The sequence below is a fragment of the Pseudomonas sp. NPDC086251 genome, assembly GCF_044746405.1.
GTDB lineage: Bacteria > Pseudomonadota > Gammaproteobacteria > Pseudomonadales > Pseudomonadaceae > Aquipseudomonas.
This window is the reverse complement of sequence record NZ_JBIVBY010000007.1, coordinates 52,629-73,901: the sequence shown is the minus strand read 5'-3', so window position 1 is coordinate 73,901 and position 21,273 is coordinate 52,629. Positions and strand designations below refer to the sequence as shown.

The following is a 21,273-nucleotide window of genomic DNA, read 5'->3' as shown; positions in this document are numbered from 1 at the left end:
TCTGATCTATGCCGGTTGCACAGCGCCGAACGCTCCCTGGCGCGACAGCAAAATCACCAGGCCAAACGCCCCGGCCGCCATCAGCAGCGGCAACGCATGCCCGCTGATCCACTGGCTGCCCGCCCCGGCCGCCAGCGGCCCGACCAGACAACCAATCCCCCACAACTGCGCGATATGCGCATTGGCCCGCACCAGCGCATCGTCGCGATAACGCTCGCCGATCAAAATCAGCGACAAGGTAAACAAACCACCGGCACTGGCGCCGAACAGCACCCACAACGGCCAGATCAGCAATGTGTCGATCAACAGCGGAATCGCCAGACTCGACAGCAGCAAGATCACCGCGCACCCGGTAAACAAGGTGCGCCGCGACAAACGATCCGCCAGCGCGCCGATCGGCAATTGCAGCAGCGCGTCACCGACCACCACAGTGCTGACCATCGCCAAGGCAATTTCCGTGGTGAAGCCCTGACGCAGGCAATACACCGGCAGCAAGGTCAGGATCATCGCTTCAAACGCCGCAAACAGCGACACCGCCCAGGCAATCGCCGGCAGGCCACGGCAGAAGATCAGCAAGTCGCCGAAAGTGACGCTGCTGGCCTCACTGGTGGGCGCGCCGCTGCGGCCCAGCAACAGGAGCGGTGCGGTCATCAGCAAACCGACGCCGACCCAGAATCCGTAATCGTGCTCAGTGCCCAATGCCCCCAGCAGCAAGGGCCCGGCCAACTGACTCAGCGCATAGCTGCTGCCATACAGCGCCACCAGTCGCCCGCGCCATTGCTCGACCACCAGTTGGTTGATCCAGCTTTCGCCGAGAATAAAGACCAGCGTCAGGATCACCCCGATCATCAGCCGCAGTACCAACCAGATTGGATAGCTCGGCAACAGCGCCAGCAAGCCGATGGACACGGCTCCGGCCCACAGGCACAGGCGCATCAAGTTGGCCGTGCCGAGACGCGCCGCCAGATGGCTGGAAATCTTCGCACCGAGCAGGACGCCAATGGCCGGCATCGCCGCCATCACGCCGATGGCGAACGAGCCATACCCCCAGCCCTCCAGGCGAAACGACACCAGCGGCATGCTGACACCCAAGGCCAGGCCGACACTCAAGACAGACGCCAACACGGCGAAATAAGTCGCCCAACGCATGTTCCACGCTCCTGTGGATATTATTTTCAGACGACACAAAACAAATGTGGGAGCGGGCTTGCCCGCGAAGAGGCCATCACATCCAACATCATCGTTGGCTGTCACGGCGCCTTCGCGGGCAAGCCCGCTCCCACAGGGGATCTACGTCGTTAGGGAAACCGACTTACAACTTGATCCAGGTCGCCTTCAGCTCGGTGTACTTGTCGAACGCGTGCAGCGACTTGTCGCGGCCGTTACCGGACTGCTTGAAGCCACCGAACGGCGCAGTCATGTCGCCACCGTCGTATTGGTTGACCCAAACGCTACCGGCACGCAGTGCCTTGGCGGTCAGGTGAGCCTTGGAGATGTCCTGCGTCCACACCGCTGCGGCGAGGCCGTAAGGCGTGTCGTTGGCGATCGCAACGGCCTCTTCGGCCGTGTCGAACGTGATCACCGACAACACCGGGCCGAAGATTTCTTCCTGAGCGATTTTCATCGCGTTGCTCACGCCGTCGAAAATCGTTGGCTCAACGTAGGTGCCACCGGTTTCCTGAAGAATGCGCTTGCCGCCCGCCACCAGTTTGGCGCCGTCGGTGTGGCCGGATTCGATGTAGGACAGCACGGTGTTCATCTGCTGGGTGTCCACCAGCGCGCCGACGTTGGTCGCCGGGTCCAGCGGGTTGCCCGGCTTCCAGGTTTTCAGCGCCTCGATCACCAACGGCAGGAATTTGTCCTTGATCGAACGCTCGACCAGCAGACGCGAACCGGCGGTGCAGACTTCGCCCTGGTTGAAGGCAATGGCACCGGCAGCTGCTTCAGCGGCCGCTTGAAGGTCCGGCGCATCGGCGAACACGATGTTCGGGCTCTTGCCGCCGGCTTCGAGCCAGACGCGCTTCATGTTCGATTCGCCGGAGTAAATCAGCAGTTGCTTGGCGATCTTGGTCGAACCGGTGAACACCAAGGTGTCCACGTCATTGTGCAGGGCCAAAGCCTTGCCCACGGTGTGGCCGTAGCCCGGCAGCACGTTCAGCACGCCTTTCGGAATGCCGGCTTCCACGGCCAGCGCAGCGATGCGGATGGCGGTCAGCGGCGATTTTTCCGACGGCTTGAGGATCACCGAGTTACCGGTGGACAGCGCCGGGCCGAGTTTCCAGCAGGCCATCATCAACGGGAAGTTCCACGGCACGATGGCGCCGACGACACCGACCGGCTCGCGGGTCACCAGACCTAGCTGATCGTGCGGGGTAGCAGCCACCTCGTCGTAGATCTTGTCGATGGCTTCGCCGCTCCAGCTCAGGGCTTGCGCCGCGCCGGGAACGTCGATGTACAGGGAATCGCTGATCGGCTTGCCCATGTCCAGGGTTTCAAGCAGGGCCAGTTCTTCGGCGTGCTGTTTCAGCAGGCCGGCGAAGCGAATCATGGTGGCTTTGCGCTTGGTTGGCGCCAGGCGCGACCAGACGCCGGAATTGAACGTGGTGCGGGCGTTTTCAACAGCGCGCTGGGCGTCGGCGGCGTCACAGCTGGCGATCTTGCCCAGCAGACGGCCATCGACCGGGCTGATGCACTCGAAGGTCTCGCTGGAGACGGCATCGGTGTATTCGCCATTGATGTAGGCACGGCCTTCGATCTTCAGATCGAGAGCCCGTTGTTCCCAATCGGCACGAGTCAGGGTGGTCATACGAGTGTCCTCCTCTTGTTGAATACGAGCGCCCCGCGGTCTTCGCGGGCGGTCTCAGGAATTCTGCCCGGCCAGCCTGCTTATCGGCCCAAGGCACCTGCCACCCTAAACCAGTGGCCGGGGTTGTTTCAATATATTTGACACAAGGTCGGCAAACGGCCTTGCAGTGTTCATTTTAATAAACATAGACTTTGGGTCTTTTCAGCCATCGCGCCGCAATCACGGGGGATTACAACAAAATGAATATCCAGGATGTCGTCGACTTCAGCCAGGCCACCACCCAGCCCGATCGCTATCGGCCAGACCAGGCGAAAGTCCTCAAGGGCGACCCCGAGCAAGTAGTGTACAACCACTACAACAGCCCTTGCGGCCAGTTGAACGCCGGCGTTTGGGAAGGTGCAGTCGGCCAATGGCTGGTGAACTTCACCGAGCATGAATACTGCGAAATCGTTCAGGGCGTGTCCGTGCTGCGCGACAACGACGGCAACAGCAAGACCGTTCGCGCGGGGGACCGCTTCGTCATCCCGGCCGGGTTCCGGGGCACGTGGGAAGTGCTGGAGACGTGCCGCAAGATCTATGTGGCGTTTGAACAGAAGGCTTGAGGATTTGTGTTAGCCGGGCCGGCCTCTTCGCGGGCAAGCCTCGCTCCTACAGGTTTTGTGAACGCCACCAACCCCCTGTAGGAGCGAGGCTTGCCCGCGAAGGGGCACTAACAGGCACTGCACAATCTGCAGGCAACAAAAAAGGCCCGTATCTCGCGATACGGGCCTTTTTCATCAGTCGGAAAAATCAATTACTTGATTTTGCCTTCCTTGTAGATCACGTGCTTGCGAACAACCGGATCAAATTTCTTGATCTCGATTTTGTCCGGGGTAGTACGCTTGTTCTTGTCGGTAGTGTAGAAGTGACCAGTACCGGCGCTCGAAATCAAACGAATCAATTCACGCATGATTAGCTCCCTTAGATCTTGCCAGCTTTGCGGATTTCGGCCAGCACGACAGTGATGCCACGCTTGTCGATGATACGCATGCCTTTGGCAGATACGCGCAGACGCACGAAACGTTTCTCTTCTTCAACCCAGAAGCGGTGATGCTGCAGGTTCGGCAGGAAACGACGACGGGTTTTGTTGTTTGCGTGGGAAATGTTATTCCCAGTCACCGGACCCTTACCGGTAACTTGACAGACTCTCGACATGCCTCAGCCCTCTAAAACCACATGCCCAACCCGGCATGGGTTGGCCGCTTAATCTCTCAGTCATTTGGCGCCAGGCGCCGCGTTTCTTTAGAGGTCTTACCGGCTACACCTACAGTGAAGGAACCGGGCCCCTAGAAAAGAGCGCTGCTTTATACCAGAAAGACTAGAGAGCAACAACATTCCGTGTGCGCCAAGTTGATAAAAACCCCGTTTTTCAGGCTTCGAGCGCCTTGGATAAAGGCTATCGTCGATGCAGACCGCTCGTCGCAGAGAATCGGCCAACAAGCTGATTCGGGGTTTTCTCGGGTAGCGCCCACAGAAAACAATCGCACATAGTCCCCTTAAAATGAAAAAGGGGATAGTCATTTGCAAAAGAGCCCACTAGGGTAAGCCTTTTCCAGACTGCACTTGCAGATGGGCCTTCGATCTGTAAAGGAATCCGACCATGCGCCTCGCTGCCCTACCGTTGTTGCTTGCCCCGCTTTTGCTGAGCCCACAGGCTTTCGCCGCCGCCCTGAGCGTCTGCACCGAGGCCAGCCCGGAAGGGTTTGACGTGGTGCAATACAACTCGCTGACCACCACCAACGCCTCGGCCGACGTGCTAATGAACCGTCTGGTGGATTTCGATACCGCCAGCGGCAAAGTGGTCGCCAGCCTCGCGGACAGCTGGGAGATCTCGCCGGACGGCCTGACTTATGTGTTCAAGCTGCACCCGCAGGTGAAATTCCACCGCACCGAATACTTCAGCCCGACCCGCGAGCTGACCGCTGAAGACGTGAAATTCAGCTTCGACCGCATGCTCGACCCGGCGCACCCTTGGCACAAAGTCGCCCAGAGCGGCTTCCCGCACGCCCAGTCGATGCAGTTGCCGGCCTTGATCAAGAAGATCGACGCACTGGACCCGCTCACCGTGCGTTTCACCCTCGATCACCCGGACTCGACCTTCCTCGCGACCCTGAGCATGGGTTTTGCTTCGATCTACTCGGCTGAATACGCCGACAAACTGCTCAAGGCCGGCACCCCGGAAAAGCTCAACAGCCAGCCGATCGGCAGCGGCCCGTTCATTTTCACGCGTTTCCAGAAAGATGCGTCGATCCGCTACAAGGCCAATCCGGATTACTTCCGTGGCAAGCCTTCGGTGGACCCGCTGATCTTCGCCATCACGCCGGATGCCAACGTGCGGTTGCAGAAATTGCGCCGTAACGAGTGCCAGATCGCCCTGTCGCCCAAGCCGCTGGACGTACAGGCCGCGCTGAAAGAGCCGACGCTGAAAGTCGAAAAGACTGACGCCTTCATGACGGCGTTCGTCGGCATCAACAGCCAGCATCCACCGCTGGATAAACCGGAAGTGCGCCAGGCGATCAACCTTGCGTTCGACAAGGCCAACTACGTCAAAGCCGTGTTCGAGGACACCGCCGAGCCCGCCAACGGCCCGTATCCGCCCAACACCTGGAGCTACGCCAAAGGCTTGCCGGGCTACCCGCATGACGTGGAAAAGGCCAAAGCCTTGATGGCCAAGGCCGGGCTCAAGGACGGTTTCAAAACCACCATCTGGACCCGCCCATCCGGCAGCCTGCTGAACCCGAATCCGAGCCTCAGCGCTCAAATGCTTCAGTCCGACCTGGCGGAAATCGGCATTCAGGCCGAGATTCGCGTGATCGAATGGGGCGAGCTGATTCGCCGTGCCAAGGCTGGCGAACATGACCTGCTGTTCATGGGCTGGGCCGGCGACAACGGCGACCCGGACAACTTCCTCACGCCGCAATTTTCCTGCGCTGCGGTCAAGTCCGGGACCAACTTCGCCCGTTACTGCAATCAGGACCTGGACAAGCTGATCAGCGCCGGCAAAACCACCGGCGAGCAAGGCGTGCGCACCAAGCTCTACGAACAGGCCCAGGCGCAGATCCAGCAACAGGCGCTGTGGCTGCCGCTGGCGCACCCGACTGCCTTCGCGCTGACACGCAAGGATGTTGAGGGTTACTCGGTCAGCCCGTTCGGCCGCCAGGACTACTCCAAGGTCAACCTCAAATAACAGCATCACCACAAAACCTGTGGGAGCGGGCTTGCTCGCGAAGGGGGCGTGTCAGCCGCATCAATGGTGCCTGACACACCGCTTTCGCGAGCAAGCCCGCTCCCACAGGGGATTTGTGTTTGCCGTGCTTCCCGCTACATCCACCCATACTCGGCCATGGACAGCGGATCACCGTCCCCAACGATAAAATGGTCGAGCACCCGCACATCGATCAGGTCCAGCGCCTCTTGCAGGCGCTTGGTCAGCATTCGGTCGGCCTGGCTGGGGTCGGTGTTGCCTGATGGATGGTTGTGGCAGAGGATCAATGCGGCGGCGTTGTGGGCCAAGGCGCGCTTGACCACCTGCCGCGGGTACACGCTGGTGCTGTCGATGGAGCCGCGAAACAGCGTTTCAAACGCCAGCACCCGATGCTTGGAGTCCAGGAACAGACAACCGAAGACCTCATGCGCCTCATGTCGCAGCATCGCTTTCAGGTAGTCGCGCACCGCCAGCGGGCTCTCCATCACCGAATCACGCCGCAACCGCTCGACCAGATGCCGCCGAGCCATTTCCAGCACGGCCTGCAACTGGGCAAATTTTGCCGGTCCTAGCCCCAATTGCTTGCTGAACGTCAGTTGGTCAGCCTCCAGCAACGTGCGCAGGCTGCCGAACTGATGCAGCAGGTGTCGCGCCAGGTCAACCGCACTTTTGCCGGAGACGCCGGTGCGTAGAAAGATCGCCAGCAACTCAGCGTCGGAAAGACTTGCCGGGCCCTGTTCAAGAAGCTTCTCCCGCGGCCGCTCAGCCGCCGGCCAATCACGAATACTCATAGCACCTCCCTGGAATGTGGGCGCCGCTGTTCCGTAGCGGTCGCTGTGATATCGTAGCCCATCTTTTTTGCGGGCGATTTCATCCCTGGGGAGGGGGTATCGCCCTGCAGTCATCAACGAAATGAAAGGCAGACCTATGCAGCGGCTGTATCGGAAACGCATCGTTCTGGGCGTCGGCGGCGGCATTGCTGCCTACAAAAGCGCCGATCTGGTTCGCCGTCTGATGGACCAGGGCGCCGAAGTGCGCGTGGTCATGACCCGTGGTGGCGCCGAGTTCATTACTCCGCTGACCATGCAGGCCTTGTCCGGGCACCCTGTGCACCTGGACCTGCTGGACCCGGCGGCCGAAGCCGCGATGGGCCACATCGAGCTGGCCAAATGGGCCGACCTGGTGCTGATCGCCCCCGCCACCGCGGACCTGATCGCCCGTCTGGCCCAAGGCATTGCCGACGACCTGCTGACCACGCTGGTGCTGGCCACTGACGCCGTGGTCGCCGTTGCCCCGGCGATGAACCAGGCCATGTGGCGCGACCCGGCGACCCAGGCCAACCTGCAAACCCTCGAAAGCCGCGGCATCAAAGCCTTCGGCCCGGCCTCCGGCAGCCAGGCCTGCGGCGACGTCGGCCTGGGCCGCATGCTCGAAGCCACCGACCTCGCCCAGTGCGCGGCGGACTGCTTCCAGCGCCAGGCGTTGACCGGCAAACACGTGCTGATCACGGCGGGGCCGACCCAGGAAAACATCGACCCGGTGCGCTACATCACCAACCACAGCTCCGGCAAAATGGGCTTTGCCCTGGCCGAAGCCGCCGTGGAAGCCGGCGCCCGCGTGACCCTGATCACCGGCCCGGTGCACCTGCCGACGCCGGATCGCGTGACCCGCATCGACGTGGTCAGCGCCCGCGACATGCTCGCCGCGTGTGAAGCCGCAATTCCCTGCGACCTGTTCATCGCCTCGGCCGCGGTCGCGGACTACCGCCCCGAAGTCGTCGCCCCACAGAAATTGAAGAAAGACCCTACGAACGGCGACGGCTTGTTACTACAAATGGTGCGTAACCCTGACATCCTGGCCACCATTGCCACTCGCCCCGACCGTCCGTTCAGTGTCGGTTTCGCTGCCGAAACCGAACACTTGCTCGACTACGCTGCCCGCAAGTTGAAAGACAAAAACCTCGATTTGATCGTCGCCAACGACGTCGCCAACCCGAGTATTGGCTTCAACAGTGAAGAAAACGCCTGCAGCGTGATCGACCGCCAGCTACACGCCACACTTTTCGCCCAGACCAGCAAGAGCAAAATCGCTCGCCAGCTGATCACTTTTATCGCCGACCGTCTGAACCAGGTTTAATTTACATGCACGCTTTGCAAGCCAAGATCCTCGACCCCCGCATCGGTACCGAATTCCCGCTGCCGCGGTACGCCACGCCTGGCTCCGCCGGCCTCGACCTGCGCGCCATGCTGGAAAAAGACACCGTGATCAAGCCGGGTGAAACCGTGCTGATCCCCACCGGCCTGTCGGTCTACATTGGCGACCCGGGTTTGGCCGCGCTGATCCTGCCGCGCTCCGGCCTGGGCCATAAGCACGGCATCGTGCTGGGCAACCTGGTCGGTTTGATCGACTCCGATTACCAGGGTCCGCTGATGGTTTCGTGCTGGAACCGTGGCCAGACCGACTTCAACATGGTAGTCGGCGAGCGCCTGGCCCAGCTGGTGTTGGTGCCCGTGGTGCAAGCGCATTTCGAAATGGTCGAAGAGTTCGTTGAAACCGAGCGCGGTGCGGGCGGTTTTGGGCACTCCGGCAGCCACTGATGACTTCACTGTGGGAGCGAGCCTGCTCGCGATGACGGGTGCACATTCAACACGAGTGTTGCCTGTCAGTCCGCTATCGCGAGCAGGCTCGCTCCCACAGGTTTGCATTGAATTACACAGGTCTCACCTGGAAGGTTTACCGCCCAAAATCAAGGCATTGGCGGGCCATTCGCTTGCTGACGCCGGGGGCATGGCCTTTGCACACCACGAACTCTGCGTGGAAAAAGCCGTCATACCCTTCAGTTTGTGCCTGCCGGCGAGTTCTTCGCCAGCACGTCCAGTCACCTTCGAGATGGAGCATTTCCAGTAATGAGCAACCCAGCCCAAGTCCCACCCAAGTTCCCCGACAGCATCTTCCGCGCCTACGACATTCGTGGCACCGTCCCGGAATTCTTGAACGCTGAGACCGCTTATTGGCTCGGTCGCGCCATTGGTGCCCAAAGCCTGGCCCAGGACGAACCGAACGTCAGCGTTGGTCGCGACGGTCGCCTGTCCGGTCCGGAACTGGTTGAACAACTGATCAAAGGCCTGGCCGACAGCGGTTGCCACGTCAGCGACGTCGGCCTGGTGCCAACGCCCGCGCTGTACTACGCCGCCAACGTATTGGCTAGTAAATCCGGGGTGATGCTCACCGGCAGCCACAACCCGTCGAACTACAACGGCTTCAAAATCGTTATCGCTGGCGACACGCTGGCCAACGAGCAGATCCAGGCCCTGCACGACCGCCTCAAGACCAACAACCTGAGCAGCGGCAAGGGCAGCATCACTCAGGTCGAGATCCTCGATCGCTACAACACCGAAATCGTCCAGGACATCAAGCTGGCCCGCCGCCTGAAAGTCGTGGTCGACTGCGGTAACGGCGCGGCTGGCGTGATCGCCCCGCAACTGATCGAAGCGCTGAACTGCGAAGTCATCCCGCTGTTCTGCGATGTCGACGGCAACTTCCCGAACCACCACCCGGATCCGGGCAAGCCTGAAAACCTGGTCGACCTGATCGCCAAGGTCAAGGAAACCAACGCCGACCTCGGCCTGGCATTCGACGGCGATGGCGACCGTGTCGGCGTGGTGACCAACACCGGCAGCATCGTCTACCCCGATCGCCTGCTGATGCTGTTCGCCCGTGACGTGCTGGCGCGCAACGCTGACGCGGAAATCATCTTCGACGTCAAATGCACCCGTCGCCTGACGCCGCTGATCAAGGAATACGGCGGTCGTCCGCTCATGTGGAAGACCGGTCACTCGTTGATCAAAAAGAAAATGAAACAAACCGGCGCCCTGTTGGCCGGCGAAATGAGCGGGCACATCTTCTTCAAAGAGCGCTGGTTCGGTTTCGACGACGGCATTTACAGCGCCGCGCGTCTGCTGGAGATCCTCAGCAAGGAAAAATCCACCGCGGAAGAGCTATTTGCGACCTTCCCGAACGATATTTCTACGCCGGAAATCAATATCCATGTGACCGAAGAGAGCAAATTCAGCATCATTGATGCTCTGCACGACGCGAAGTGGGGCGAAGGCGCCGACCTGACCACCATTGACGGCGTGCGTGTCGACTACGCCAAAGGCTGGGGCCTGGTGCGCGCGTCCAACACCACACCGGTGCTGGTGCTGCGCTTCGAGGCCGATGACGAGGCTGAATTGCAGCGCATCAAGGACGTTTTCAAAGTCCAGTTGAAGCGTGTTGCCCCTGATCTCCAATTACCGTTTTGATCTTCTGAAGCACCCGGAGCCCTGAATGACCCTCGAACGCGAAGCCGCCGCCAACACCGCCAAGGTCCTGTCCGAAGCGCTGCCTTACATTCGCCGCTATGTCGGCAAGACGCTGGTGATCAAATACGGCGGCAACGCGATGGAAAGCGAGGAGCTGAAAACCGGCTTCGCCCGCGACATCGTGTTGATGAAAGCCGTCGGCATCAACCCGGTGGTGGTTCACGGCGGCGGCCCGCAAATCGGCGACTTGCTCAAGCGTCTGTCGATCGAGAGCCACTTCATCGATGGCATGCGCGTGACTGACGCGCAAACCATGGACGTGGTGGAAATGGTCCTCGGCGGCCAGGTCAACAAGGACATCGTCAACCTGATCAACCGTCATGGCGGCAGCGCCATCGGCCTGACCGGTAAAGACGCCGAGCTGATTCGTGCGAAAAAGCTCACCGTGACCCGCCAGACGCCGGAGATGACCCAACCGGAAATCATCGACATCGGCCAAGTGGGTGAAGTGGTCGGGATCAACACCGATCTGCTGAACCTGCTGGTCAAAGGCGATTTCATTCCGGTGATCGCGCCAATCGGCGTCGGCGCCAACGGCGAGTCGTACAACATCAACGCCGATTTGGTGGCCGGTAAAGTGGCCGAAGCGCTGAAGGCTGAAAAGCTGATGCTGCTAACCAACATCGCCGGTCTGATGGACAAGTCGGGCACGGTCCTCACCGGTTTGACCACCCAGCAAGTCGACGACCTGATCGCTGACGGCACCATCTACGGCGGCATGCTGCCGAAGATCCGTTGCGCGCTGGAAGCAGTTCAGGGCGGCGTGGGCAGCTCGCTGATCATCGATGGCCGGGTACCGAATGCGATTCTGCTGGAAATCTTCACCGACACCGGTGTGGGCACGTTGATCAGCAATCGCAAGCGTCACTGATTTATAAGACGTCAAAAGATCGCAGCCTTCGGCGGCCTCTACAGGATTTTTTCGGATGTACGAAATTCCTGTAGGAGCTGACGAAGCCTGCGATCTTTTTTATGCCTGCCGGAATCGTCCGACTTAAGTAAGCGAAACGTCCGACATCGCAAAAGAAACAATCTGCATAGGATCTTCCCTGAATCCACAGGAGATCTTCCCCATGCAAAAAGACCACGTTCCCTACGGCAGCGATGTTTCAGCAGGCACTTACGCGTGCGCAGACTGCGGACGCGAATACAGCAATCAATCGAAGACTTCGCTGCCGCCGTGTCCGGATTTCAAGCCCAGCACCCACGTGCTCAATGGCTGGAACGTCCTCACCGGCCAAGGCGACGCCGTGGCAGATCCGTACCCGAACGAGCCTTCCAATTAATCGCGGAGGTCCGAACCATGCAGATCTCGTTCACGATCGACGCCCAGGCTTTCGACCTTGAGCAAAAGGAGCCGGTCAAAAAGACCTTGAGGATTTCCGACGGCGAAATCGCCTACGCCCTACAGCGAATAGCCAAGGCGAGCCTGACCGAATACCTGAAGATGCTGGTCGAAGGCGGCATGCCCAGCAGGGCCGATGAGGCCAAGCAGGATCGTTTGCTCTACCTGATTCAAAGTTACTTCGGGCAAACGTTGCCGACTGAATCGCAAATATCGACGATTTTCCAGCTGACGCAGAGCCAGAGTAAAACCCTGCTGAAAAACACGGTTTCACGGTTTCGCAATCAACTGGACGAGATCCTTCAACACAGCATGAGGGCCGTGATCGAAACGGCCGAGCATGCGCAGACGGTTTATCTGGTGGTGATCAGTTCAGACGTGATTCGCGATGAGCTGAACATGCTAATCACACAGAACGAGCCGACCTTCAAACCCATCACCAAACGCAAGGGCAGTGCCGGGCAGTTCGAAATCAGCGAAGACTCCCACGCATTGTTGTGCCAAACCCTGGGGCTCAATGCCGTTCAGTGACATTGTCGCGGTCAGCGGCTTGCTGCTGACCCTGACCACGTTCATGTTCAACCTGGCTTGGCCACGGTTGCATGAAGCGCTGGAGCTGGATGAAAAACAACCAGGCCCACTGGCCAGAAAACGCAGCCGGGGGAAAGTGCTGGGGGTTTTGCTGAGCCGCGCAGTACCGCTGACGTGCGCCTTCATGGCGCTGTTTTACGTCAACTTGCCTGCCGCCGTGAGGATCATGAGCACCAGCACACTGGATCTGTGGGATTTCAACGTGGATCGAACGTTGTACGTGCTAGTCGTCCTGGCACTGCTGGTGTTTGCGCTGATCAACCTGGGGCTGGCACTGAAACTGGCGGGGAAATGGCGAAGGCTGCACTGACCCACACAATCTCTGTAGGAGCGAGGCTTGCCCGCGAAAGCGATTTAACGGTCAACACATCTGTTGAATGTGACGACGTCTTCGCGGGCAAGCCTCGCTCCTACAGGTCTGCGTTGTTAGACACCGAACTGGGCGCGGTAGGCTTCGACGGCTGGCAAATGCTGCTTGAGCTGCGGATCATCCGCCAAAAACTCCAGCACCTGGTTCAACGAAACAATGCTGATCACCGGAATGCCGAAGTCTCGCTCCACTTCCTGGATCGCCGACAACTCGCCGTTGCCTCGTTCCTGACGGTTCAGGGCGATCAGTACGCCCGCAGCCTTGGCGCCATCCTGGGAAGCGATGATCTGCATCACTTCGCGAATCGCGGTGCCGGCGGTGATCACGTCGTCAATGATCAGCACGTCGCCGGTCAACGGCGCGCCGACCAGGCTGCCGCCCTCGCCGTGGGCCTTGGCTTCCTTGCGGTTGAAACACCACGGCAGATCACGCTCGTGATGTTCGGCCAGAGCGACTGCAGTAGTCGCTGCCAAAGGGATGCCTTTATAGGCCGGGCCGAACAGAACGTCGAACGCAATACCGCTCTCGACGATGGCTGCCGCATAGAAACGACCCAGCTGCGCAAGGGCCGAACCCGAGTTGAACAGGCCGGCATTGAAGAAGTAAGGACTGGTACGCCCGGACTTCAGGGTGAACTCGCCGAAGCGCAAAACGCCGCGATCGATGGCAAAACGAATGAAATCGCGCTGATACGCTTGCATGAAAAAAACCCCAAATACCACGGATTTAGCTAATTAGGTTGACGCCGTGTATCATACACGCACGCGATTTTTGGGGCCATTTATGCGGATCATCAGTGTGAACGTCAATGGTATTCAGGCTGCAGTGGAGCGAGGGTTGCTCAGTTGGCTGCAAGCACAGAATGCCGACGTCATCTGCCTGCAGGACACCCGCGCCTCCGCCTTTGAACTGGACGATCCAGCTTTCCAACTGGATGGCTACTTCCTTTATGCCTGCGAAGCCGAAGTTCCCGCCCAAGGTGGCGTGGCTTTGTATTCGCGGCTGCAACCGAAGGCAGTCATCAGCGGTCTCGGCTTCGAGACAGCCGACCGCTACGGGCGCTACCTGCAAGCCGATTTCGACAAGGTCAGCATCGCGACCTTGCTGCTCCCTTCGGGGCAGAACGGCGATGAAGACTTGAACCAGAAGTTCAAGCTAATGGACGATTTCGCCCGTTATCTGGATAAACAGCGACGCAAACGTCGCGAGTACATTTATTGTGGCTCGCTGTACGTGGCGCAACAGAAGCTGGATATCAAGAACTGGCGTGACAGCCAGCAATCCCCGGGCTTCCTGGCACCTGAACGTGCCTGGATGGACGAGATTGTCGGCAACATGGGTTATGTCGACGCCCTGCGCGAAGTCAGCCGTGAAGGCGACCAGTACAGCTGGTGGCCGGACAATGAACAGGCGGAGATGCTCAACCTCGGTTGGCGCTTCGACTATCAGCTGCTGACGCCAGGTCTGCGCCGCTTTGTACGCAGCGCGCGGTTGCCACGTCAGCCACGGTTTTCGCAGCATGCGCCGCTGATCGTGGACTACGACTGGACGCTGACCATCTAAGTTTTTCGCTGAGAGAAACAGGTCAGCTAAAAAAAATGCCCGTATCGCAAGATACGGGCATTTTTTATGGATCTTTAGCCGTGATCAGACCTTCAAGTCGCTGCGAAAAATGGCAGCGCAAGGTACAACTTGATCACGATGACATTGATGATGTCGATGAAGAAAGCGCCCACCATCGGCACCACCAGGAACGCTATCTGCGAAGGTCCGTAACGCTGCGTCACCGCTTGCATGTTAGCGATGGCCGTTGGTGTGGCACCCAGTCCAAAACCGCAGTGCCCTGCTGCCAGCACGGCCGCATCGTAGTTACGGCCCATCATTCTGAACGTCACGAAAATCGCAAACAGCGCCATGACCAACGTTTGCGCCGCCAGGATGATAAAGAACGGCAACGCCAGTGCAGCCAGATCCCACAGTTTGAGCGACATCAGGGCAATCGCCAAAAACAGCGACAAGCTGACATTGCCCAGCACCGAAACTTCACGCTCAAACACCTGATAAAGGCCAAGCGCTGAAAGTCCATTGCGTAAAACCACACCCACGAACAACACACAAACAAACGTTGGCAACTCAAACGCGGTTCCGTGCAGCAGGCCATTTAATAAAGAACCTGCCAGCAAGCTGACGGCGATCAGGGCCAGTGTCTCGATAAACGAAAATGGCGTGATCGAGCGCTCTTTGTTCGGCTGCTCAAAACCCTTTGGCAGCCGTGGCTTTTCTTGCTGGCAGCCAGGTGTCTGGACACGCTTGATCAGCAGGCGAGCGACCGGACCGCCTATCAAACCGCCGAGCACCAAGCCAAACGTCGCAGAGGCCATCGCCAGTTCAGAAGCGGAAGCCAGACCGAACTTCTCACTGAACGTCGCTCCCCAAGCAGCGCCTGTTCCGTGACCGCCCGCCAACGATATCGAACCGGTCAGCAGTCCCATCAACGGATCGAGTCCCAACGCCTTTGCGAGCCCTATGCCCAAAGCATTCTGGACCACCAGAAGTCCGGTCACCGCCAGTACAAAAACCCCCACTACGCGCCCGCCTTTCTTCAGGCTGGCGAAGTCCGCACTCAAGCCAATGGTGGCAAAAAACGCCAACATCAAAGGCGTCTGCAGTGAAGTATCAAATCGGACTTCAATATCAACGGCCCGCAAAGCCAATAGACCGAGGGCAACTACCAGGCCGCCTGCTACTGGTTCGGGAATATTGTAGGCACGTAAAAAACCGACATGTGTAACTAGTCCGCGCCCGAGCAAAAGTACTAAAGAGGCGGCCACAAGTGTTCCGTAGAAATCGAGCTGAAGCATTGGGATATTCTTAGGTATACATTCAGAGGCGAACTTTTTACCTGTGCACGTCTCTTGAACAGGTTGATTCTTCTCAACACTGATTGGTATTAGATTCAGGGACCGTCAATGGTCTGAACGTATCGAAATATTTCTTTAAAGATATTACGTCGAGCAACTTTATCAACCACCCAGTCTTATTGCCAAGCCTATAGGAGGCGCTGAAGCCGTACAGTTGTGACTAGAAGTGTAAGGAAGACAAGCAGACTTTGAGGAACTCAGTATTCAACTTAAATAGCGACCGCTGTATAGCGTTTCAGAAAAGTCCTATTGCAAAAAAACAAAAGCCCTGACAAGTCAGGGCATTTGTTTTAAATCGCAATGTGGGAGCGGGCTTGCTCGCGAAGGCGGCTTAACATTCAACATTGAAGTTGACTGATCTACCGCTATCGCGAGCAAGCCCGCTCCCACAGGGGATTTGTTCGAAGCTTATTTGATCAACCGCCAAGTGAACGGGTAACGATAAGGAAACCCTTCATTGGCTTTCACCCCGGCAATGATCGTCAGTACCAACGCGCCGATGGCAACCAGGCCAAACAGGAAGAACCCGACGATCACCACCATCAGCAAGAAGCAAATGGCCGAGGCAATGGCGACGGTGATCTGAAAGTTCAGCGCCTCTTTGCCCTGCGCATCAACGAACGGGTCCATCTCGCGCTTCATCTGCCAGAGAATCAGCGGGCCGATCAGCGTACCGAACGGAATCCAGATCCCCAGCAAGGCGGACAGGTGACAAAACATCGCCCACTGCCGAACCTCTTTGCTCGGGGTGGGAAGCAGCTGTTGCTCGTCACTCATACGTCCTCCTTGTCTGGAGCGGGTCCGATCAGTCGGCCAGTGCAGCCTTTTGCAGTTCGAAGATTTCGTTCATGCCTTTCTTCGCCAGCTCCAGCATAGCGTTCAGCTCTTCAGGCTGGAACGGTGCGCCTTCGGCAGTGCCTTGCACTTCAATGAAGCCGCCAGTGCTGGTCATCACCACGTTCAGGTCGGTCTCGGCAGCCGAGTCTTCCAGGTAGTCAAGGTCGAGTACCGGCTCGCCCTGGTACATGCCCACCGAAACGGCCGCGATCATTTGCTTGAGCGGGTCACCACCTTTCAGGCCGCCGCGCTTCTTGATCACTTTCAAGGCATCGACCAGCGCAACCATGGCGCCAGTGATGGACGCGGTGCGGGTGCCGCCGTCAGCCTGGATCACGTCGCAGTCGACGTACAGGGTGACGTCGCCGAGCTTGGACATGTCCAGCGAGGCGCGCAGGGAGCGACCGATCAAGCGCTGGATTTCCAGGGTGCGGCCGCCTTGCTTGCCACGGCTCGCTTCACGCTGGTTACGCTCTCCGGTGGCGCGCGGCAGCATGCCGTATTCAGCGGTCAACCAACCCTGGCCCTGACCTTTGAGGAACCGTGGCACGCCGTTTTCGACGCTGACGGTGCAGATGACTTTGGTATCACCGAACTCGACCAGTACAGAACCCTCGGCGTGTTTGGTGTAGTTGCGGGTAATGCGGATCGAGCGGAGCTGATCGGCAGCGCGACCACTTGGACGTTTCATAGGGAATACCTGTACGGGGGACGGAAAACTGCCGAGCATTATAGAGCCGCTGGCCACGACAGGGCACTTGTTAAAAAAATCCGCCGACGACTGAAGGCCCTGAACGGCGCTTTGCCGACGGTCTGCAGGCCTTTGTCACTCCGTGTGTTTGGGCGCATCCGCCCCACTGCGCTACAATCCTGCGCCTTTGCTGCCGCTCGGCTTAAATTCATATAGATCAGGTCTGCGAAACCTTTGGTAACGCATGAACCTGCATTGCGAGGTACCTCCATGGTGCACAGCATGACCGCCTTCGCCCGCGTCGAGAAAGCCGGCGCCCAAGGCACCCTTAGCTGGGAACTGCGCTCGGTCAACAGCCGTTACCTGGAACCACATTTGCGCTTGCCGGAGTCCTTTCGCGACCTCGAAGGCGCGGTTCGCGAAGCGCTGCGCCAGGGAATCTCCCGGGGCAAGCTCGAATGCACCCTGCGCTTCACCGAAGAAAACACCGACAAGCCGCTGCAAGTGGACCGCGAGCGCGCCGCGCAATTGGTTGCTGCCGCCGAGACCATCGCTGGCCTGATCAAAAACCCGGCCGCGTTGAATCCGCTGGAAGTCCTGGCCTGGCCCGGCGTGCTGGTGGGTGACGCCACCGACCCGCAAGCCTTGAATGCCGAAGCGCTGGCGCTGTTCAACGAAGGCCTGAAAGAGCTCAAGGCTGGCCGCGAGCGCGAAGGCGCGGAGCTGGCGCGGTTGATCAACGAGCGCCTGACTGCCATTGAAGGCGATGTGGTGACCCTGCGCGAGCTGGTCCCGCAGATGCTCGCCACCCAGCGCCAGAAAGTCCTCGACCGCTTTGCCGACATGAAGGCCGAGATGGACCCGCAGCGGCTGGAACAGGAAATGGTCATGCTCGCTCAGAAGAGCGACGTCGCCGAAGAACTGGATCGCCTGAGCACCCACATCATTGAAGTTCGCCGGGTGCTCAAATCCGGCGGCGCGGCCGGGCGGCGCCTGGACTTCCTGATGCAGGAACTCAACCGCGAAGCCAACACACTGGGCTCCAAAGCCTTCGACCCGCGCAGCACCCAGGCGGCGGTCAACCTCAAAGTGTTGATCGAGCAGATGCGCGAACAAGTGCAGAACATAGAGTAAGGCCACCCCGACATGACCCACAGCACCGGCACCCTTTACATCATTTCCGCCCCTTCGGGCGCGGGCAAGAGCAGTCTGGTCAAGGCCCTGACCGACTCCGACCAGGAGATCCGCGTCTCGGTCTCCCACACCACCCGGGCCATGCGCCCCGGTGAAGTGAACGGCGTGAACTACCACTTCGTCACCCGCGAAGCGTTCGTGAAGATGGGCGAACACGGTGACTTCCTGGAGCGCGCCGAAGTGTTCGGCAATCTCTACGGCACCTCGCAAAGCCACTTGCAGCAGACCCTGGACGCAGGCCACGACCTGATCCTGGAAATCGACTGGCAAGGCGCCGAGCAAGTGCGCAAGTTAATGCCCCAGGCGCGTTCGATCTTCATTCTGCCGCCGTCCCTGGAGGCCTTGCACCAGCGCCTGACCAACCGTGGCCAGGACAGCGACGAGATCATTGACGGGCGCATGCGTGAAGCGGTCAGCGAGATGAGCCACTACGTCGACTACGACTACCTGATCATCAACGACAATTTCGCCCATGCTTTAGACGATCTGAAGGCGATTTTCCGTGCAAACCAGCTGCATCAGAAGCGTCAGCAGCAGCGTAACGGAAAACTTTTGGCTGAATTGCTCGGCTAAACAGCGCTTCCCAAAACCGCTGCGAGCGCTTTACATTGGTGCTTGCAGCGCGTTGAAGGGCTTGGTCAAAAAATCAGCGCTTCCCTAAACGCTGGTGATTTTTTAAACTGTTGAGTCCGCTCGCCCAACCGGGCAGCGCGCATATTGCATTCGCTCCGAGGAATACCATGGCCCGCGTAACCGTTGAAGATTGCCTAAACCACGTGGAAAACCGCTTTGAGCTGGTCATGCTGTCTACCAAGCGTGCCCGTCAACTGGCCACCGGCGGCAAAGAGCCCCTGATTCAGTGGGAAAACGACAAGCCTACCGTTGTAGCCTTGCGTGAAATCGCTGAAGGCCTGATGAGCTACGAGTTCATCGCCAACGCTGAAATCGTCGAAGACGAACCGCTGTTCGCAGCGTTCGAGGACGAGTCCAACGAGGCAGTCTAAGCCTATGCCTGGTCGACGTAGCACGGCGCGGGGTCACAACGAACGGCAGGAGTCATCATGCCGAGCATAGACGCCCTCGCCGATCGCTTATCGACCTACCTCGGCAAGGATCAGGTCAACCTGGTCCGCCGAGCGTACTTCTACGCCGAACAAGCCCACGACGGCCAACGCCGCCGCAGTGGCGAGGCGTACGTCACGCATCCTCTTGCGGTGGCGAATATTCTTGCCGACATGCACATGGACCATCAGAGCTTGATGGCTGCAATGCTGCATGACGTGATCGAAGACACCGGTATTGCCAAGGAAGCGCTGCAAGCGCAGTTCGGTGAAACCGTGGCCGAACTGGTCGATGGGGTCAGCAAACTGACCCAGATGAACTTCGAGACCAAGGCCGAAGCCCAGGCTGAAAACTTCCAGAAAATGGCCATGGCCATGGCCCGCGACATTCGCGTGATCCTGGTCAAGCTCGCCGACCGCCTGCACAACATGCGCACGCTGGAAGTCCTGTCCGGTGAAAAACGCCGACGGATCGCCAAGGAAACCCTGGAAATCTATGCGCCCATCGCCAACCGGCTGGGCATGCACGCCATCCGCATAGAATTCGAAGACCTCGGCTTCAAGGCCATGCACCCGATGCGTTCCGCGCGGATCAACCAGGCGGTCAAGCGCGCCCGGGGCAATCGCAAGGAAATCGTCAACAAGATCGAAGAGTCCCTCAGCCATTGCCTGGCCATTGATGAAATCCAGGGCGAGGTCAGCGGTCGCCAGAAGCACCTCTACGGCATCTACAAGAAAATGCGCGGCAAGCGTCGGGCTTTCAACGAGATCATGGACGTCTACGCGTTCCGGATCATCGTCGACAAGGTCGATACCTGCTACCGCGTGCTGGGTGCTGTGCATAATTTGTACAAACCGTTGCCGGGGCGCTTCAAGGATTACATCGCGATCCCCAAAGCCAACGGCTATCAGTCGCTGCACACCACGCTGTTCGGCATGCACGGCGTGCCGATCGAGATCCAGATCCGCACCCGTGAAATGGAAGAGATGGCCAACAACGGCATTGCCGCCCATTGGCTGTACAAATCCAGCGGCGACGAGCAGCCAAAAGGCACGCATGCCCGCGCCCGCCAGTGGGTCAAAGGCGTGCTGGAAATGCAGCAACGCGCCGGCAACTCGCTGGAATTCATTGAAAGCGTGAAGATCGACCTGTTCCCGGACGAGGTCTATGTGTTCACGCCCAAAGGCCGGATCATGGAGCTGCCAAAAGGCTCCACGGCGGTCGACTTCGCCTACGCGGTGCACACCGATGTGGGCAACAGCTGCATCGCTTGCCGGATCAATCGTCGTCTCGCGCCGCTGTCCGAACCGCTGCAAAGCGGCTCCACGGTCGAGATCGTCAGCGCTCCCGGCGCACGGCCGAACCCGGCGTGGCTCAATTTTGTGGTCACCGGCAAGGCGCGGACCCACATCCGCCATGCCCTGAAACTGCAACGCCGCTCCGAGTCCATCAGCCTCGGCGAACGCCTGCTGAACAAGGTCCTCAACGGTTTCGACAGTTCCCTGGAAAAAATCCCGGCCGAGCGCGTCAAGGCGATGCTCGCCGAGTACCGCCTCGAACTGATTGAAGACTTGCTCGAAGACATCGGCCTGGGTAATCGCATGGCTTACGTGGTCGCCCGCCGCCTGCTCGGCGAAGGCGAACAGCTGCCGAGCGCCGAAGGTCCGCTGGCGATTCGTGGCACCGAAGGCCTGGTGCTCAGCTACGCCAAATGCTGCACGCCGATCCCGGGCGACCCGATTGTCGGCCACTTGTCCGCGGGCAAAGGCATGGTCGTGCACCTGGACAACTGCCGCAACATCAGCGTAGTGCGCCACAACGCGGATATATGCTTCCAGCTCTCGTGGG

22 protein-coding genes and 1 pseudogene are annotated in these 21,273 nt (G+C 59.2%); 14 read left to right on the top strand and 9 right to left on the bottom strand.

Annotated features, from left to right (window positions below; genetic code table 11):
- Positions 1-6: 6 nt before the first annotated feature.
- Entirely contained in the window at positions 7-1,149 is a 1,143-nt protein-coding gene (locus ACIPL2_RS10735; protein ID WP_401355864.1) for an MFS transporter, read from the bottom strand.
- Positions 1,150-1,312: 163 nt separating this feature from the next.
- Positions 1,313-2,806 carry an aldehyde dehydrogenase gene (locus ACIPL2_RS10730; protein ID WP_401355861.1) on the bottom strand — a complete coding sequence of 498 codons (1,494 nt, stop codon included), beginning with the start codon at positions 2,804-2,806 and terminating at the stop codon, positions 1,313-1,315.
- Positions 2,807-3,045: 239 nt separating this feature from the next.
- Between ACIPL2_RS10730 and ACIPL2_RS10725 the strand changes: the two genes are divergently transcribed.
- Positions 3,046-3,408 carry a cupin domain-containing protein gene (locus ACIPL2_RS10725; RefSeq protein ID WP_059403889.1) on the top strand — a complete coding sequence of 121 codons (363 nt, stop codon included), beginning with the start codon at positions 3,046-3,048 and terminating at the stop codon, positions 3,406-3,408.
- Between the two features lie 191 nt (positions 3,409-3,599).
- Here the strand turns inward: ACIPL2_RS10725 and rpmG are convergent, their stop codons facing one another.
- Both rpmG and rpmB read right to left on the bottom strand, forming a co-directional pair.
- Positions 3,600-3,755 (bottom strand): 50S ribosomal protein L33, encoded by a 156-nt coding sequence (gene rpmG, locus ACIPL2_RS10720; protein WP_007894709.1) that lies wholly within the window; start codon positions 3,753-3,755, stop codon positions 3,600-3,602.
- Positions 3,756-3,766: 11 nt separating this feature from the next.
- Positions 3,767-4,000, bottom strand: a complete 234-nt coding sequence (gene rpmB / locus ACIPL2_RS10715) for a 50S ribosomal protein L28 (protein WP_007894701.1) — start codon at positions 3,998-4,000, stop codon at positions 3,767-3,769.
- A 445-nt stretch (positions 4,001-4,445) separates the two neighbouring features.
- On the opposite strand from rpmB, the gene ACIPL2_RS10710 reads away from it, so the two are divergent.
- On the top strand, positions 4,446-6,032 hold the full coding sequence (locus ACIPL2_RS10710; RefSeq protein ID WP_401355858.1) for an ABC transporter substrate-binding protein: 1,587 nt from the start codon (positions 4,446-4,448) through the stop codon (positions 6,030-6,032).
- Positions 6,033-6,166: 134 nt separating this feature from the next.
- Here the strand turns inward: ACIPL2_RS10710 and radC are convergent, their stop codons facing one another.
- A complete protein-coding gene (gene radC, locus ACIPL2_RS10705) occupies positions 6,167-6,841 on the bottom strand; it encodes a DNA repair protein RadC (RefSeq protein WP_401355856.1) in 675 nt (224 codons plus the stop codon).
- Between the two features lie 136 nt (positions 6,842-6,977).
- Here radC and coaBC point away from each other — a divergent pair, with 136 nt between their 5' ends.
- From coaBC to ACIPL2_RS10670, 7 genes and pseudogenes are all read left to right on the top strand, one after another.
- Entirely contained in the window at positions 6,978-8,186 is a 1,209-nt protein-coding gene (gene coaBC / locus ACIPL2_RS10700) for a bifunctional phosphopantothenoylcysteine decarboxylase/phosphopantothenate--cysteine ligase CoaBC (RefSeq protein ID WP_401355854.1), read from the top strand.
- A gap of 5 nt (positions 8,187-8,191) precedes the next feature.
- Complete coding sequence (gene dut / locus ACIPL2_RS10695; protein WP_401355852.1) at positions 8,192-8,647, top strand: dUTP diphosphatase; 456 nt, start codon at positions 8,192-8,194, stop codon at positions 8,645-8,647.
- 303 nt (positions 8,648-8,950) lie between these two features.
- Positions 8,951-10,354, top strand: a pseudogene (locus ACIPL2_RS10690) (phosphomannomutase/phosphoglucomutase); the annotation flags it as partial.
- Positions 10,355-10,379: 25 nt separating this feature from the next.
- The gene (argB, locus tag ACIPL2_RS10685; protein ID WP_008007602.1) at positions 10,380-11,285 is read left to right on the top strand and encodes an acetylglutamate kinase; all 906 of its coding nucleotides are present in this window, start codon (positions 10,380-10,382) and stop codon (positions 11,283-11,285) included.
- A gap of 202 nt (positions 11,286-11,487) precedes the next feature.
- The gene (locus ACIPL2_RS10680) at positions 11,488-11,700 is read left to right on the top strand and encodes a hypothetical protein (RefSeq protein ID WP_401355850.1); all 213 of its coding nucleotides are present in this window, start codon (positions 11,488-11,490) and stop codon (positions 11,698-11,700) included.
- Between the two features lie 17 nt (positions 11,701-11,717).
- On the top strand, positions 11,718-12,290 hold the full coding sequence (locus tag ACIPL2_RS10675; protein WP_401355849.1) for a hypothetical protein: 573 nt from the start codon (positions 11,718-11,720) through the stop codon (positions 12,288-12,290).
- Positions 12,277-12,660, top strand: coding sequence for a hypothetical protein (locus ACIPL2_RS10670; RefSeq protein WP_401355847.1), 384 nt, complete (start codon positions 12,277-12,279; stop codon positions 12,658-12,660). The genes ACIPL2_RS10675 and ACIPL2_RS10670 overlap by 14 nt, the downstream gene beginning before the upstream one ends.
- 116 nt (positions 12,661-12,776) lie before the next feature.
- Here ACIPL2_RS10670 and pyrE read toward each other — a convergent pair whose 3' ends face one another.
- On the bottom strand, positions 12,777-13,421 hold the full coding sequence (gene pyrE / locus ACIPL2_RS10665; RefSeq protein ID WP_265041728.1) for an orotate phosphoribosyltransferase: 645 nt from the start codon (positions 13,419-13,421) through the stop codon (positions 12,777-12,779).
- An 82-nt stretch (positions 13,422-13,503) separates the two neighbouring features.
- Between pyrE and ACIPL2_RS10660 the strand changes: the two genes are divergently transcribed.
- Positions 13,504-14,283, top strand: coding sequence for an exodeoxyribonuclease III (locus ACIPL2_RS10660; RefSeq protein WP_007934608.1), 780 nt, complete (start codon positions 13,504-13,506; stop codon positions 14,281-14,283).
- Positions 14,284-14,375: 92 nt separating this feature from the next.
- Here the strand turns inward: ACIPL2_RS10660 and gltS are convergent, their stop codons facing one another.
- The 3 genes from gltS to rph form a co-directional block, all read right to left on the bottom strand.
- Positions 14,376-15,581 carry a sodium/glutamate symporter gene (gene gltS / locus ACIPL2_RS10655; protein WP_401355844.1) on the bottom strand — a complete coding sequence of 402 codons (1,206 nt, stop codon included), beginning with the start codon at positions 15,579-15,581 and terminating at the stop codon, positions 14,376-14,378.
- Positions 15,582-16,049: 468 nt separating this feature from the next.
- On the bottom strand, positions 16,050-16,418 hold the full coding sequence (locus ACIPL2_RS10650; RefSeq protein ID WP_401355841.1) for a DUF4870 domain-containing protein: 369 nt from the start codon (positions 16,416-16,418) through the stop codon (positions 16,050-16,052).
- A gap of 28 nt (positions 16,419-16,446) precedes the next feature.
- On the bottom strand, positions 16,447-17,169 hold the full coding sequence (rph, locus tag ACIPL2_RS10645; protein ID WP_059403877.1) for a ribonuclease PH: 723 nt from the start codon (positions 17,167-17,169) through the stop codon (positions 16,447-16,449).
- Positions 17,170-17,439: 270 nt separating this feature from the next.
- Between rph and ACIPL2_RS10640 the strand changes: the two genes are divergently transcribed.
- The 4 genes from ACIPL2_RS10640 to ACIPL2_RS10625 all read left to right on the top strand — a co-directional run.
- Complete coding sequence (locus ACIPL2_RS10640; RefSeq protein WP_401355838.1) at positions 17,440-18,303, top strand: YicC/YloC family endoribonuclease; 864 nt, start codon at positions 17,440-17,442, stop codon at positions 18,301-18,303.
- Between the two features lie 12 nt (positions 18,304-18,315).
- Positions 18,316-18,936: a guanylate kinase gene (gene gmk, locus ACIPL2_RS10635; RefSeq protein ID WP_401355835.1), complete on the top strand. Its 621-nt coding sequence runs from the start codon at positions 18,316-18,318 to the stop codon at positions 18,934-18,936.
- A 167-nt stretch (positions 18,937-19,103) separates the two neighbouring features.
- A complete protein-coding gene (rpoZ, locus tag ACIPL2_RS10630; RefSeq protein WP_401355833.1) occupies positions 19,104-19,367 on the top strand; it encodes a DNA-directed RNA polymerase subunit omega in 264 nt (87 codons plus the stop codon).
- 57 nt (positions 19,368-19,424) lie between these two features.
- The coding region (locus tag ACIPL2_RS10625) for a RelA/SpoT family protein (protein ID WP_401355831.1) at positions 19,425-21,273 on the top strand (1,849 nt) is incomplete at its 3' end.